Source organism: Actinocrinis puniceicyclus, from assembly GCF_018283645.1.
Taxonomy (GTDB): Bacteria; Actinomycetota; Actinomycetes; order Streptomycetales; family Catenulisporaceae; genus Actinocrinis; species Actinocrinis puniceicyclus.
On the sequence record NZ_JAGSXH010000130.1, the window covers coordinates 1 to 14,238 of the forward strand.

12 protein-coding genes are annotated in these 14,238 nt (G+C 70.6%); 9 read left to right on the forward strand and 3 right to left on the reverse strand.

Annotated elements, in window-relative coordinates:
• The first annotated feature begins 200 nt into the window (after nt 1-200).
• From KGA66_RS24420 to KGA66_RS24445, 6 genes are read left to right on the forward strand one after another with little or no spacing between them, the layout of a single operon-like run.
• The gene (locus KGA66_RS24420; RefSeq protein WP_211471060.1) at nt 201-836 is read left to right on the forward strand and encodes a hypothetical protein; all 636 of its coding nucleotides are present in this window, start codon (nt 201-203) and stop codon (nt 834-836) included.
• A gap of 24 nt (nt 837-860) precedes the next feature.
• Nucleotides 861-1,229, forward strand: a complete 369-nt coding sequence (locus KGA66_RS24425; protein ID WP_211471062.1) for a hypothetical protein — start codon at nt 861-863, stop codon at nt 1,227-1,229.
• A 20-nt stretch (nt 1,230-1,249) separates the two neighbouring features.
• Nucleotides 1,250-2,245 (forward strand): FAD:protein FMN transferase, encoded by a 996-nt coding sequence (locus tag KGA66_RS24430; RefSeq protein WP_211471064.1) that lies wholly within the window; start codon nt 1,250-1,252, stop codon nt 2,243-2,245.
• Nucleotides 2,246-2,250: 5 nt separating this feature from the next.
• Nucleotides 2,251-3,375 carry a ferric reductase-like transmembrane domain-containing protein gene (locus KGA66_RS24435; protein WP_246508584.1) on the forward strand — a complete coding sequence of 375 codons (1,125 nt, stop codon included), beginning with the start codon at nt 2,251-2,253 and terminating at the stop codon, nt 3,373-3,375.
• Nucleotides 3,372-4,760: an NADH-ubiquinone oxidoreductase-F iron-sulfur binding region domain-containing protein gene (locus KGA66_RS24440; protein ID WP_211471069.1), complete on the forward strand. Its 1,389-nt coding sequence runs from the start codon at nt 3,372-3,374 to the stop codon at nt 4,758-4,760. Before KGA66_RS24435 ends, KGA66_RS24440 begins: the two co-directional genes overlap by 4 nt.
• The gene (locus KGA66_RS24445) at nt 4,757-4,987 is read left to right on the forward strand and encodes a ferredoxin (RefSeq protein WP_211471071.1); all 231 of its coding nucleotides are present in this window, start codon (nt 4,757-4,759) and stop codon (nt 4,985-4,987) included. Before KGA66_RS24440 ends, KGA66_RS24445 begins: the two co-directional genes overlap by 4 nt.
• A gap of 86 nt (nt 4,988-5,073) precedes the next feature.
• Here KGA66_RS24445 and KGA66_RS24450 read toward each other — a convergent pair whose 3' ends face one another.
• From KGA66_RS24450 to KGA66_RS24460, 3 genes are all read right to left on the reverse strand, one after another.
• Nucleotides 5,074-6,384 (reverse strand): right-handed parallel beta-helix repeat-containing protein, encoded by a 1,311-nt coding sequence (locus KGA66_RS24450; protein WP_211471073.1) that lies wholly within the window; start codon nt 6,382-6,384, stop codon nt 5,074-5,076.
• A 194-nt stretch (nt 6,385-6,578) separates the two neighbouring features.
• A complete protein-coding gene (locus KGA66_RS24455; protein ID WP_211471075.1) occupies nt 6,579-7,349 on the reverse strand; it encodes a hypothetical protein in 771 nt (256 codons plus the stop codon).
• Nucleotides 7,350-7,812: 463 nt separating this feature from the next.
• Complete coding sequence (locus tag KGA66_RS24460) at nt 7,813-8,820, reverse strand: ADP-ribosylglycohydrolase family protein (protein ID WP_498066743.1); 1,008 nt, start codon at nt 8,818-8,820, stop codon at nt 7,813-7,815.
• On the opposite strand from KGA66_RS24460, the gene KGA66_RS32560 reads away from it, so the two are divergent.
• The 3 genes from KGA66_RS32560 (at nt 8,789) to KGA66_RS24470 (ending at nt 14,067) form a co-directional block, all read left to right on the forward strand.
• Complete coding sequence (locus KGA66_RS32560) at nt 8,789-9,163, forward strand: DUF7919 family protein (RefSeq protein WP_498066744.1); 375 nt, start codon at nt 8,789-8,791, stop codon at nt 9,161-9,163. The two genes, KGA66_RS24460 and KGA66_RS32560, sit on opposite strands and share 32 nt — an antisense overlap.
• A gap of 453 nt (nt 9,164-9,616) precedes the next feature.
• On the forward strand, nt 9,617-10,957 hold the full coding sequence (locus KGA66_RS24465; RefSeq protein ID WP_211471077.1) for a CE1 family esterase: 1,341 nt from the start codon (nt 9,617-9,619) through the stop codon (nt 10,955-10,957).
• A 293-nt stretch (nt 10,958-11,250) separates the two neighbouring features.
• Nucleotides 11,251-14,067: a glycosyl hydrolase family 95 catalytic domain-containing protein gene (locus KGA66_RS24470; RefSeq protein WP_211471080.1), complete on the forward strand. Its 2,817-nt coding sequence runs from the start codon at nt 11,251-11,253 to the stop codon at nt 14,065-14,067.
• Nucleotides 14,068-14,238 lie beyond the last annotated feature (171 nt).

Here is a 14,238-nt window from a genome sequence, read left to right on the forward strand (position 1 = left end):
GCCCGAGCCCGAGCCCGAGCCCCAGCCCGAGCCCGAGCCCGAGCCCGAAGCCGGGCCCCGGCCCGCGACCATGCCTTAAATCCGTCTGAGAATCGGCGCCCGCCGCTGATCTTTACCACTTCTGAGCAAGTTCTGAACCGGTCTCACACGGCCCGCTCGCGATGCTGGAAGAGAGGTACACAGAAAGGACGCCGCGCCAGATGACCAGTACCAGCAGCGTTTCCCACCGTAAGGTGCCGACCGCCGCACCGGTCGGCGGCGCGGACGGCAACGAACGGCTGACCGCGATCACCGGTGCGCTCCTGCTGGTGCTCTTCGCCGCCGAGGGCGTGACCATCCTGTCCGTGCGCGGCCTGCTGTACTGGCACTACTTCATCGGTCTGCTCCTGGTCGGCCCGGTCTGCCTGAAGATCGGCTCCACCGGTTATCGGTTCGCCAGCTACTACGCCGGACGCCGCGATTATGTGCGCAAGGGACCGCCCACGCCGCTGTTGCGGCTCCTGGGCCCGTTCGTCGTTCTCACCACAGTCGGAGTGCTCGGCACCGGGATCGCGCTGGGCGTGGCGAAGAGTTCGACCTATCACGGCATCCCGCTGCTGTTCCTACACAAGGCGAGCTTCGTGTTGTGGGGCGGCGTGATGACCATCCATGTCCTCGCCTACATCCTGCGGCTGCCCGGCCTGGTCCACGCGGACCTGCGCAGTACACGCGCATACGGCGCGGCGCGCGCGGTCGGCGGGCGCAACCTGCGCTGGTCCATCGCCGCGGTCGCGCTCGGCGGCGGTGTGGCGGCGGCGATGCTCGGCGCGCACCTGGCCTCGGCCTGGCAGCGATGAAGCCGGCCCAACGAGGGAGTTCACATGAGTAAGTCACGACGCGAGGCGGTCAACGCCCGCGATGAGGCGATCGAGCGGATCGGCCGCGCCACGCGGTGGATCGGCGGCGCGGCGGCGGCCGGGGCGCTCGTCGCCGCAGCCGGATTCGCGCACCTGATCCCCACGCAGTTGCCGCACCTGAACGTCGGCGACAGCACGAGCTCGAGCAGCAGCGGCAGTTCCGGCACCACGGACGGCACCGGGACCAGCGGCGGCGGCGCGGGCCAGAGCCAGACCGGCACGTCCAGCGGCTCGGGCAACTCCTCGTCCGCCAACGGCAGCGGTCTCCAGCCGCCGAACAACGCGCCGGCCGGCGGCTCCGGGCAGTCCCAGGTGACCTCGGGCGGCTCGTGACCACCCCGGCGCCTTCCCCGGTGAACCCCGGGCGCGCCGCGTTCCCGGCGCTCGGGGGGACCGCCGTCGTGCTGGCGGCCGATCCGGCCCGGCTCGACGCGGCCTGCGCCGCGGCCCGCGCCGAGATCGAGGCCGTCGACCTGGCGTGCAGCCGGTTCCGGTCCGACTCCGAACTGTCGCGGGTCAACGCCGACGCCGGTCGCCCGGTCCCCGTCGGGGAGCTTTTCGCGGAGGCGCTGGAGACGGCCCTGCGCGCGGCCCGGCTGACCGATGGCCTGGTCGACCCGACCTGCGGCGCCGCGCTGGCCGCGGCCGGCTACGACCGGGACTTCGAACTGCTGCGCTGCGCCGGCACGGACATCGGCGTGCTGCGGCCCGCGCCAGCGCCGGGCTGGCGGTCGGTCTCCTGGGACGCGAGCCGCGCCGTGGTGCGCACCGAGCCGGGGACCGCGCTGGACTTCGGCGCGACCGCCAAGGCGCTGGGCGCCGACCGGGCCGCGCGCGCCGCGCACCGCGCCGCCGACTGCGGCGTCCTGGTGAGCCTGAGCGGCGACCTGGCCGTCCAGGGCCCGTCGCCCGACGGCGGCTGGCGCGTCCGCATCGCCGACGACCACCGCGACGGCCCGGACGCGACCGGGACGCCGGATGACGAGCGCGGCCCGCTGGTCACCGTGGCCGAAGGCGGACTGGCGACGTCAAGCACGACCGTGCGCCGCTGGAGCGTCGGCGAGGTGCAGATGCACCACATCCTCGACCCGCTCACCGGGCGTTGCGCGCAGTCCTGCTGGCGCACCGTGAGCGTCGCGGCGATCAGCTGCGTCGACGCGAACATCGCGGCGACGGCCGCCATCGTGCGCGGCGAGCCGGCCGCGCGCTGGCTGGCCGGGCTCGGCCTTCCCGCCCGGCTCGTGCGCAACGACGGCAGCGTCCTGACGCTGGCCGGCTGGCCCGCCGAACCGGACGCGAAGCAGGGTTCTGCCCCGAACCGTCCCATCGTCCCCTCACCACCGGTGTGACCGCCATGAACCTCGCCGCGACCGTCCACAGTTCCAGCATGCCGCTGTGGTACGCCACCCGGGCCACCGGCGTGGTGGCCCTGGTGCTGCTCACCCTCAGCCTGGTCATGGGCATCCTGGTCTCCGTCAAGTTCGTCAGCGAGCGCTGGCCGCGATTCGCGACGATCGGCGTGCACCGCAACGCCTCGCTGCTCACCGTGGCGTTCCTCGCGGTGCACATCCTCACCGCGGTGCTCGACCCGTACGCGCCGGTCGGCCTTTTCTCGCTGGTCGTCCCGTTCGTCTCGAGCTATCGGCCGCTGTGGCTCGGCCTGGGCACCGTCGCGTTCGACCTCTTGCTCGCACTGATCGCGACGAGTCTGCTGCGCACCCGGATTCCTTACCGCGCCTGGCGCGCAGTGCACTGGGCCGCGTACGCGTGCTGGCCGCTGGCGATCATGCACGGTCTCGGTACCGGCACCGACCCGAAGAGCCCTGCGATTCTCGCCCTCGTCGTGTTCTGCGTCGCCGCCGTGCTCGGCGCCGGCCTCTGGCGGCTCGCCTCGGGCTGGCCTCAACACGCCAGGGCCCGCCTCGCGTCCGGGCTCGCCGGCGCGATGGTCGTCATCGCGGTCGCCGCCTGGGCGCTGGCCGGGCCGCTCGCCTCGGGCTGGGCCGCGCGCGCCGGCACTCCCGCGAAACTGCTCGCCCAGGCCCGCGCGGCGGGAGCGTCCGCGCAGAACGGCTCGTCGGCCGGCCCCACGGCTTCGGGTTCGTCCGCGCTGCCCGCGCTGCCGCTGACCGCGCAGATCACCGGCACGGTCAACACGGTCGCCTCGGGCGGCCAGGCCACGGTCACGATCTCCGGATCGGGCACGGGCTCGGGCGCCGCGCCGGTCGCCTTCAAGGTCGTCCTGTCCGGTCCCGCCCTGGACGACGGCGGTGTGCAGATGACCTCCAGTCAGGTCGGCTTCGGCCCGGCCGCCGACCCGGGCCGCTACCAGGGCCGGATCGTCTCGCTCCAGGGCGGGGACCTCGCCGCCGCGCTCACCGACCGGGCCGGCTCGGCGCTGAGCCTCGCCCTGCACATCCGGATCAACGGCGGCGCCGTGACCGGAACCCTGACCGCGAGCAGCGGGAGCACCCAATGAGCCAGCCTTCTGACCCCACGGCGCAGTTGCCCACAGCGCAGTTCCCCACGGCGCAGTTCCCCACGGCCGTACCGCCGCCCGGTCTGCTCGACGGTTCCGCGCACCTTCCCACCCACGTCGCCACCTTCGGGGCGCTGCCGGCCCTCGCCGCCGAGCAGGTGCTCGCCGCGGCCGGGCGGGCGGGGCTGACCGGGCGCGGCGGCGCCGGCTTCCCGGTCGAGCGCAAAATGCGTGCCGTCGCCGCCAGCGCGGCCAAGTCGCGGCGCGGTGCACGGTCCGAGCCGGTCGTCATCGCCAACGGCTGCGAAGGCGAACCGGCCAGCGGGAAGGACGGCGCCCTGCTACGCCGGTCACCGCACCTGGTGCTGGACGGAATCGCGCTGGCCGCGCGCGCCGTCGGCGCACGGACCGCGTATCTGTGCGTGCACGAGGACGACTCCGCGGTCCGGCAGACCGTGCAGGACGCGATCGCGCAGCGCGAGGCCGTGCGTTCGGACGAGGTCGACGTCGTGGTCGTCGGCGTGCCGGCGCGCTATTCCGCCAGCGAGGAGACCGCGCTGGTGAGCGCCGTGGAAGGCGGTCCGGCGCTGCCGCGTTTCACACCGCCGCGCCCGTTCGAGCGGGGCGTCGGCGGTCGCCCGACCCTGATCAACAACGTCGAGACGCTGGCGCACCTCGCCCTGATCTGCCGGCGCGGCCCGGACTGGTTCCGCGCGGCCGGCACCCCCGACGCACCGGGCACGACGCTGGTCACGGTCAGCGGCGCGGTCGCCGCACCGTCCGTGCACGAAATCCCCCTCGGCATCCCTGTCAGTGAACTGATCGCGCTCGCCGGCGGGGCCACCGAGCCGTTGCAGGCACTGCTGGTCGGCGGCTACTTCGGTACCTGGCTGCCTGCCGCGGACGCACCGCACACTCCGGTCACCCCGCGCGGCCTGGCCGCGGCCGGCACGTCGCTGGGAGCAGGCGTCTTCGTGGCGTTCCCGCAGGCGGCCTGCGGCCTGGCGGAAACGGCCCGGGTCGCGCGCTATCTGGCGCGGCACAGCGCCGGCCAGTGCGGGCCGTGCGTCAACGGTCTGCCGGCCCTCGCGTCGGCGCTGGAAGCGCTGGCGTTCAAGGGCGACCAGCGAGCGCCCGCCTATCTGAATCGGATGACGGGCTTCGTCACGGGACGCGGCGCGTGCCGCCTCCCGGACGGCGCGACCCGGCTGATCACCAGCGCCCTGACGGTCTTCGCGCAGGACGTGCGCGCCCACGCGCGTTCCGGGCCGTGTCCGGCTGCGCGCCGGGCACCGCTGCTGCCGACCCCGGCGGAACCGGGCGCGGGCCTGGGAGCGGCATCGGCCCTGTCCGGCGCATCCGCGAGGGGAGTGGTGGCCCGGTGAGCAATCCCACGCGCGACGGCGGCGAGCCGCGCCAGCGTCTGCGCTTCAATCCGATCATGTGCAAGGCGCACGGGGTCTGCATCGAACTGCTCCCGGAACTCATCACCGCGGACCCCTGGGGCTATCCGGTTCTCGACGGACGTCCCGTTCCGCCGCGGCTGCTCGCGCACGCGAAGCGGGCGGTTCAGTCCTGCCCGACCCTCGCGCTGCTGCTGATCGACGAATAGCGGGCGGGCCCGGTGCTGTCCGGGGACACGCGAACGGAGGGCACCCGATCCGGGTGCCCTCCGCCGCTGCGGTGGGTTAGGCGGGTCTAGAAGCAGCCGGGGACGCTACCGGTCGGGCTGCAGTTGTCCGGGGTGTTGAAGAGCACGGGGCTGGAGGTGAGGTACACCGGCCCATACTCGTCGTAGATGCCGCCGCCCGCGGCGCCCGGGCCGCTGGCGGTGTTGAACATGATGGGGCTGCTGCGGAACGTGGCCGGTCCGCCGTTCTCGGAAAGGCCGCCACCGAGGCCGCCGCTCACGGTGCCGTTCGCGGTGTTGTTCCGGAACGGGCTGCTGGTGACGTTGAGAGTGCCCAGGTTGCTCACCGCACCGCCGCGGGCGGCGTCGCCGCTGGCGGTGTTGTGGCTGACCGGGCTGCTGTTCAGGTTCACGGTGCCCGAGATGTTCTCGATCGCGCCGCCGAACGTGTAGCCGCCCAGCGCCTGGTTCCCCGTGATGGGGCTGCTGTTGATCGTCAACTGGCCGTCACCGACCATCCGGGCCGCGCCACCGCCGACGGCGGAGAAGCCGAAGAGCGAGGCGTCGGCGGTGTTGTCCGTGATGTGGCTGCTGCTGAAGGTCACGGTGCCGGCGCCCTCCTCCAGGCCGCCGCCGCCGTTGCCGGCCTGGTTGCCGCTCAGTGTGCTGGTGGTGACGGTGACCGTGCCGCCGTAGTCGGCGATGCCGCCGCCGCCCTCCTGGGCCACGTTCTCGACGACTCGGGAGCCGCGGAGCGTGAGCGCCGCGCCGGCGCCGTTCACCTCGATCCCTCCGCCGTCGCCGTTCGTGGTCGAATAGGTGGCCCGTCCGCCCTTCACCGTGACGTGGACCAGGGTGAGGTTGCCCGGATCGTCGATCCTGATGATCCGGAAGTCGCCGGCGGCGCCGGCATCGCGCTGGATGGTCGCGCCGTTGCCGTCGATCGTCAGGGTCTTGTTCACGTACAGCGCCGAGTCGGTGGACGCCGGGTCGGGGGTGTCGATGCTGTAGTCGCAGAGCGGACTGAGCACCAACGTGTCACCTGACGCGGCGTTGTCCACCGCGGTCTGCAGATCGGCCCCGGCGGTCGGGCCGCAGCCTACGCTCACCGTCGCGTCAGGCGCGGAGTCGGGCGCGGAGAACGGGCTGGAGTCGGGCGCGGAGAATGCGCCGGCATCCGGCGTGGCCCGCGGAGTCATACGGACGGCGTGCGGCGGCGTGAAGACATGCGCACCGGGTGACTGGGCACCGGCGGGCAGCGAGTTGTTCGGAGCGGAGCCGCCCGGGCCCGTCGCGGCGAACGCCTGCGAAGCGCCGGCGGCCAGTATCGAGATGCTGAGGCAAGCCGTGGCCGCCGCAGCAAGAGGTCGTACGTACATCGGTCCTCCCAAGGTTTGTCGAGCTCATGGAACCTCGTGATGAAATCTCGACAACGCACGTGGGAGTCTGAAGCAAGATCACCCAGACGCACCACACCTCATGCGCGCGATCCTTGACCCGACCGTGTAAAGAACGGCCGGGCCAAGGATCCCTGACCCGTCCGAGAATCTGACGGATCCTCGGCAGTCGCGCGTCAGACCTGAGGACCAGTCGGGTCGGTGGCGCGCGCCATCCGGTCGTTCACGGTGGCGTGCTGGTTCACGGTCTCTGACGTGCCGTGTGACAGCCACTGCTCAGCGGCCCAGGCCCACACCGTCACGAAGGCGTTCGGGACGAGCTTCACCAGGTGTGACGGGGCGTAATAGTGGTAGCCGAAGCGGTAGCGGGCGTTGTTGTGCGCGTCGACGGTCGCCTCGGCGGTGGCGGTGGGCGCCGTGGCGACCAGTCCCATGTGGCTGGCCTCGCCGTCGTAGCCCAGGTACGTCACCACCATGTCGCCCGGTTGGGCAGCGGCTTCGTCGTCACCGACGTCGGTGGCCAGACCGCTGTCCATGAGGAAGTCGTAGATGGTCTTGTACTGCGGCAGCGGCGTGATCAGCAGCAGGTCGTAAACCTGGCCGTTGGGCGCGTGGTAGTGGAAGTAGTCGTCCTGCGGGGCGTCGGGGCTCAGGCCGGGAACGAGGCCGGCGGCGGCCAGCGCCCGGGCGACGAACTCGGCGCACTGGTAGTCCGGTTGCCCCGAGCCGAACGCGACGGGCGTCGAGTCGTTCCACGCGGTCCAGCTCCAGTGGTTGTCCGCGAAGTTCACCTCCAAATCCCGGGTCAGGGTGTTGCCGTCGAACTGGGAGGCCGAGAGCGCGGCCGTCCGCGTTGCCGTCTGCCGCGTGGCCTGCGCGAAGGCGGGCGCCGCGGAGAGGGTCGATCCGGCGAGGGCGAGCCCGGCGACAAGGGCCGTGGCGGGCAAGCGCCGTCGAAGAGTGTGGAGCACGGTGATATCCCCTGGTTCCTGTCTCGGCCCCTGTGGTCAGGGACCTGATCCCGAATTCAGCGCACGCGGCCGGGCGCCTGCGTCCCGGCCGAGGAGGTCCGGCCGGCCTGCTTCCGTCCCGGCCGTCAGATGCGCAGGCGCCTCATACGACCCATACGACGCTTCGAGAACGCGCCGACGGACCGTACGGCCGGATCGGTGGCGTAATCGTGACAGAACTCTGCCCCCCGAACCGCCGGGCCCCGGGGCCGGTTGGCTCAACGGGTCGACTCGGCCGCCGAGTCAGCCGCTCGAGTCAGCCGCTCGCCTCGGCGCAGCCGGGCGAGCGCGCCACGCCGAGGCGAGGGCTCATCGCCGTTCGTCGGACACGGCCACGCCCCGGCGCGTGCGCTCGCCGAGACAGCCGGTCCTGCGGTTCCTGCGCGAGCGACGGGCCGGCTCAGTCCCAGGCACGCCCGATCCGCTCCAGTTCGCCCGCGTACTCGATCTGCCGCGCCCACTGGGCCGGCCACACCTCGAACCCGTGCGCCGCCCCGGCGAACGCACCGGCCAGACTGGCGATCGAGTCGGAGTCCCCGGAGGTGGCGGCGGCCCGGCCCAGCGCCGCCACCGGATCTCCGGGATGGAGCAGGAAGCAGTGAACAGCGGTGGCCAGCGCCTCCTGCGCGATCCACCCCTCCCCGGTCGCCGCGCACGGGTCACCACCGCGATCCGGCGACGCCAGCGCGGCGTCGAGCCGGTCGAGGACCGCGACACACTCATCCCACCCGCGAGCCATGAACTGCTCCGGGCCCTCGACCCCGGGGGACTGCCACAGCTCACCGAGCCAGTCACCGTGATACACCGTGCGCTGCTCGCGACAGCGCTCGCGCAGCGTGGCCGGCAACTCGGCGGGAGCCAGGCCGGTGCGCAGCCAGTGCACCGCGAACGCCGTCAGTTCGCTGGCCGCCAGCGCCGTCGGGTGGCCGTGTGTCAGCGCGGCCTGCAACTGCGCCGCCGCCGCACGCTCGACGTCGGTCAGGCCCGGGACCAGCCCGATCGGGGCCACCCGCATGTTCGCCCCGCAGCCCTTCGACCCTCGCTCGCTCGCCTCGACCCACGACGTGCCCGCAGCGAGCCGCCCGATCGCCTGCATGCACGTCATTCCCGGCGCCCGGTCGTTCTCCGGGCTCACCGCCCAGGCCATGAACCGGACCCGGGCCTGCGGCTCCAGTCGCGCCGCCGTGAGCGGCGGCTCCTCCAGCGCCGCGAGCAGCGCGTCGGCCACGCACAACGTCATCTGGGTATCGTCGGTCACCAGAGCCGGATCGCCCTCCAGCGCTTGAGGACCACCCGGACCGTACGCGGCGACGATCTCGTCGTAGCGCATGAACTCCGTCGGCTTCCCCAAAGCATCACCGTATGCCAGCCCGAACATGCACCCGCTCGCACGACGCTGCCCGTCCACGTTCCCACCCCTTTCGGTTCGGCTTCGATTGTGGACCACCACCACGACGACCTACCAGCGCAATGCCGGACGCGATCGGTTCGGCGCAACGGACGCTGGTGCGACATGTGCCTTGAAAGCGGCGACGAGACAGGACACCCGTCTGGTCAAACGCACCGCGCTCACCCTCGGCAGCGCGAAAATCAGGGTGCTAACGCCCGAGGGCGAGTGGCCGGCGGCACTGGACCTGGTCTGCCATTACGTCGTCAGGCATTCCTACCTACCCCCCGGAGCCGTTCATCGAGGCCGTCCAGGCCGCGCGCATCGCGATCGCGTAGCACGCGTACGCAGGCTGAGTTCGTGATCTGACGTACAGCGTCGCAGTGTTCGGATGCCGGCCTGCCCGGCGCTGATCGCTTCACCCGCCGATGGCCACAGGTGCTCGCGGTGCGCCTCGCCAGCCTGGCGCGGATGACCGATTTTCATGCGCCGGACCTGTTGCCGCCGCGAGGCGGGCCGTCCGGTCGACGGCAGCCCGCAATGAGTCCCACCCGCACTGCTACACGCGGAGACATGGGATGAAAGTTTCGGCGAGTGCTGCGTTTCGCCGGAGGTTTTGGGCTATTCAGCGCGCCATTGATTGCAGGACATGGGATGAGTTGCTATGGATGTGACCGACCTGGTGGCGCTCACCGATGCGAACAGGCGCAAACATGTCGTGCGCAACACGTGTGCGCGGCGACGGTTCTGTCGGCTCCCTGCGTGCTGGGTCAACCGCGTGAAATCAAGGACAGACAGCCGAGGGAGTCGGTCGCGTATGCCGAAACGAACAACCTTCCTGGGACCCGTCGCACTCGTGACGGTCCTCATCGCGGCCGCCGCCGCCCTGGTGGTCGGGGGCGGCCTGCGCGCCACCGCGGCCACCTCACCCGGCGCGCCACTAGCCAGCACCGCCGGGTGCGGCAAGGCGCCGGCGCTGGCCAGCGGCAGCCACACCATCCAGAGCAGCGGCCAGACCCGCAGCTACATCCTTCGGCTGCCTTCCGGCTACGACCAGAACCACCCCTACCGGCTGGTCTTCGGATTCCACTGGCTCGGCGGCACCTCCAACGACGTCGACTCCGGAGGCACCGACGGATACAACTGGTCCTACTACGGCCTGCGCCGGCTGGCCGACGCCGCGGGCAACGGCACGATCTTCGTCGCCCCACAGGGCATCAACAACGGCTGGGGCAACACCAACGGCCAGGACCTCACCTTCGTCGACGACATGCTCAACCAGTTCGAGTCAGGCCTCTGCATCGACACCACGCAGATCTTCTCCTCCGGTTTCAGCTACGGCGCCGCGATGACCTACGCGCTGGCCTGCGCCCGGCCGAACGTCTTCCGCGCGGTCGCGGTCTACTCGGGGGCGAACCTGAGCGGATGCAACCCCGGTACCCAGCCGGTCGCCTACATCGGACTGCACGGCATCCGCGACAACGTCCTGCCCATCGCGAACGGCCGCACGCTGCGTGACACCTTCGTCAGGAACAACCACTGCACCCCGCAGAACCCGCCGGAACCGGCGTACGGGAGCCTGACGCACATCGTCACCGCGTACTCGGGCTGCCTGCCCGGTTACCCGGTGGTCTGGGCCGCGTTCGACGGAGCGGGCCACGACCCCGGCCCCATCGACGGCAGCACCGGCGACGGCTGGCACACCTGGACCTCCGGCGTCGTCTGGAACTTCTTCACCCAGTTCCAATCCGGCACTTCGTCGTCCTCGGCGTCGGCCAGTGCATCGGCCAGCGCATCGGCCAGTGCATCGGCCAGCGCGTCGGCCAGTGCATCGCCTTCGCCGTCGAGTTCTTCGGTGTCCGGCGGGGCGTGCAGCGCCGCCTACCAGACGGTCAACTCGTGGCCAGGCGGGTTCCAGGGGCAGGTCACGGTGACCGCCGGCAGTTCGGCCATCAACAGCTGGACCGTGCGGTGGACACTCGGCGCAGGCCAAACGATCACCCAGGCATGGAGCGGAACCCTCACGACAAGCGGGTCGTCCGTATCGGTCGGCAACGCCTCGTACAACGGCTCGCTACAGCCGTCCGCGGCGACCACGTTCGGCTTCCTCGCCAACGGCACACCGTCAACCCCGACGCTCAGCTGCACAAGTCCGTAGCACCGAAGGGATCGTCGTCATCGCCACGGCGCTCGTCGTGGTCAATGCCGGCGTCTCGGCCGCGGGTTCGTCGCAGCGGCGTTAGGCGCGGCATTCGTCCCGGGTGCCGTGGACCTGCTGTTGCTTCTGTGTGGACCGGGGTCTCAGTCGACTCCGCTACGGCGAACAGCCGTCGTGCGACCCCGGTTCGCAGACTCGTCTCAACGATGGTTACGACATATCAGATCTGAGTCACTCCGCTCGAGATCGGGCTGCGGCGCCTCCGCAGCGGGATCACCGACGAAGGGGATGCCATGACGCCACAGCCGAAGCGTCGCGACGTGCTGAGAATCGGTACCGGCCTCGGTGCGTTCACCTTGCTTGGCAGCTCGCCGGGCGCTGCTGCGCAGGCAGCTTCCGCCGCCGCCATCGGGACGCCGCTGCGGCCCGATGCGCCGGTCCTCGTGCCCGGTTCGGCTGCCACCACGCTCTGGTACCAGTCACCCGGGTCCGAATCGGCCGTCATGCAGGAGGGCCTGCCGATCGGCAACGGCCGACTCGGTGCGATGGTGACCGGTGATCCCGCGGCGGACGCGTACTTCCTCACCGAGACGAGTCTGTGGACCGGGGGAGCCAACGCGAGCCTGGGCAGCGATGGCCAGTTCTCTTACGACGCGAGCGGATTCGGGTCCTTCCAGTCCCTGGCCAGGGCCCACGTGAACGTCCCGGCTCATACCCTTTCGGCGGTCTCCGGCTACCGTCGCATCCTGGATCTGAGCAACGGCTACGTCTCCGCGACCTACCAGACCGGCGGCGTCACGTATACGCGCGAGGCGTACGCCAGCCGTCCCGACGACGTCGTGATCGTCCGCCTCAAGCAGAGCGGCGGCGGCATCTACACCGGCAGCGTGGTTCTGAGCGGCACGCATGGCGAGAGCACCCACGCCGATTCGAGCGCGATGACCGCGTCGTTCACGGGCAGCCTGGCCAACGGCCTGGCCTACGCCTGTGTGGCGGCCGTCGCGGCGAGCGGCGGGGCACTGTCGGTGAACGGCGCTGCGGTGACGTTCACAGGATGCAGCGAAGTTGTCATCGTGTTCTGCGGTGGCACGAACTACACGCCGAACGCCGCGGTCAACTATCGCGACACGAACATCAACCCGCTTAGCGTTGCGCTGGGTAAGGCGCGTGCTGCCGCCGGGGTGTCCGCGGATTCCCTGTTGGCCACGCATGTCGCCGACTATCAGGCGCTCTACGACACCGTGACGGTGAACCTCGGCACGTCGACGACTGCCCAACGCGCCATGGACACCGGCTCGCGACTCGCGGCACGCGCCGCGAGTGGCGCATCGCCCGACCCGGAACTGGAGGCGAGCTACCTCCAGTTCGGCCGATACCTGGCGATCACCGGCTCGCGCGGAAACCTGCCGGCGAACCTGCAGGGAGTCTGGCTGGACAACAACAACCCGGCCTGGATGAGCGACTACCACACCGATATCAATATTCAGATGAACTACTGGCTCGCGGACCGCGTCGGCCTTCCCTCGTGCTTCGAGGTCTTCGCTGACTACTGTCTCGCGCAACTGCCCGGCTGGACTGCTACCACGCAATCCCTCTTTCAGGACTCGCGTAACGGTTTCCGCAATTCGAGCGGCCGGGTTGCGGGCTGGACGACCGCGATCAGCGCGAACATCTGGGGAGGCGGTGGCTGGTGGTGGCACCCGGCCGGCGGAGCGTGGATCAGCAACACGCTCTACGACCACTATCTGTACACGCAGGACACCGCCTATCTCCAGAAGATCTACCCGCTGCTGAAGGGAGCCTGCCAGTTCTGGGAGGCGCGGCTGATCACCGATCCGGGTACCGGTCTGCTCATAGACGACAGCGACTGGTCGCCGGAACAGGGTCCGACGAACGCCAAGGGCATCACCTACGCACAGGAACTGGTGTGGCAGCTGTTCGCGAACTACGCAGCCGCGGCGGCGACCCTCGGCCAGGACGCCGCCTACGCGGCCACGATCAGCGCTCTGCGGGCCAAGCTCTATCTCCCCAAGGTCAGTCCGACCACCGGATGGCTTGAGGAGTGGATGACCCCTGACAACCTCGGCGACCCGGCGCACCGGCATCTCTCCCCGCTGATCGGTCTCTTCCCGGGGGACCGCATCACGGCCGACCAAAGCCCGGCGGCGCTGCTCACCGGCGTGACCAACCTTCTCACCGCTCGCGGCATGAGCACATACGGCTGGGGCATGGCCTGGCGCGCCGCCTGCTGGGCGCGACTGAAGAACCCTGACAAGGCATATCAAGCGGTGATGACCGTCCTGCGCCCGTCCGTGAACTACGGCAACGGCGCCGCGATCAACATGTTCGACATGTACAACCTGAGCAGCAGCAGCTCGGTGTTCCAGATCGACGCCAACTTCGGCACGCCGAGCGCCATGCTCGAAATGCTGCTGTACTCCCGGCCGGGGCTGATCGAACTGCTGCCCGCGACGCCGTCGGCCTGGTCGGCTTCCGGCAGCGTCACCGGCGTGCCCGCGCGCGGTGCCTTCACCGTGGACATCACCTGGAGCGCGGGCCGGGTCACGTCCGCGACGATCCATGGAAAGCCGGGAGCCATGACCACGGTCAAGGCCGGCACGTGGAGCCAGTCCGTGACCATCGGCGCCGACGGCGCCACGACGGTCACGCCGAATGTGCCGGTCAGCACGACGTACAAGCTGGTCAACCGGCGCAGCGGAAAGGCCCTGGACGATCCCGGCGCCTCGAAGAGCGCGGGCACGGCGCTGATCCAATGGAGCGTCAACGACGGCGCCAACCAGCACTGGACGTTCGCCCCCGCGGCCGCCGGCGGCACCTTCACGATCACGAACGTCGCCTCCGGCCTGCTCGTCGACGTCAACGGCGGTTCCACGGCCGACGACGTCCCGATCATTCAGTGGTCGGCCGACGGCGGCACCAATCAGCTCTGGACGCTCGTGGACGCCGGCGGCGGATTCACCAAGCTGGTCAGCGTGCGCAGCGGCAAGGTCATCGGGGTGCGCGGCGATTCGACCGCTGACAACGCCGCGATCGTGCAGCAGACCGACACCGGCGACATCAGCCAGCACTGGCAAATGGTCGCCATATAGATTGGGTGCGGCTCCTTGAGGGTGCGTCAGATGGGTATCAAGCGATCGAGATATCGTGAGGCGTGGACGCGTTCGTGTTCGCGTTGCAGGTGGTAGTCCCAGTAGGCGTCGAGGTCGCCATTGGCGTGCAGGGCGCGCAGGCGCAGGACGGCTTCGGCACCGGCCAGACCC

What these genes read in the sequence shown, in the direction of transcription:
- KGA66_RS24435 (WP_246508584.1), top strand. Translation starts at nt 2,251, where the DNA reads ATGAACCTCGCCGCGACCGTCCACAGTTCCAGCATGCCGCTGTGGTAC.
- KGA66_RS24450 (WP_211471073.1), bottom strand. Translation starts at nt 6,384, where the DNA reads ATGTACGTACGACCTCTTGCTGCGGCGGCCACGGCTTGCCTCAGCATC.
- KGA66_RS24420 (WP_211471060.1), top strand. Translation starts at nt 201, where the DNA reads ATGACCAGTACCAGCAGCGTTTCCCACCGTAAGGTGCCGACCGCCGCA.
- KGA66_RS24470 (WP_211471080.1), top strand. Translation starts at nt 11,251, where the DNA reads ATGACGCCACAGCCGAAGCGTCGCGACGTGCTGAGAATCGGTACCGGC.
- KGA66_RS24440 (WP_211471069.1), top strand. Translation starts at nt 3,372, where the DNA reads ATGAGCCAGCCTTCTGACCCCACGGCGCAGTTGCCCACAGCGCAGTTC.
- KGA66_RS24425 (WP_211471062.1), top strand. Translation starts at nt 861, where the DNA reads ATGAGTAAGTCACGACGCGAGGCGGTCAACGCCCGCGATGAGGCGATC.
- KGA66_RS24465 (WP_211471077.1), top strand. Translation starts at nt 9,617, where the DNA reads ATGCCGAAACGAACAACCTTCCTGGGACCCGTCGCACTCGTGACGGTC.
- KGA66_RS32560 (WP_498066744.1), top strand. Translation starts at nt 8,789, where the DNA reads ATGCACCCGCTCGCACGACGCTGCCCGTCCACGTTCCCACCCCTTTCG.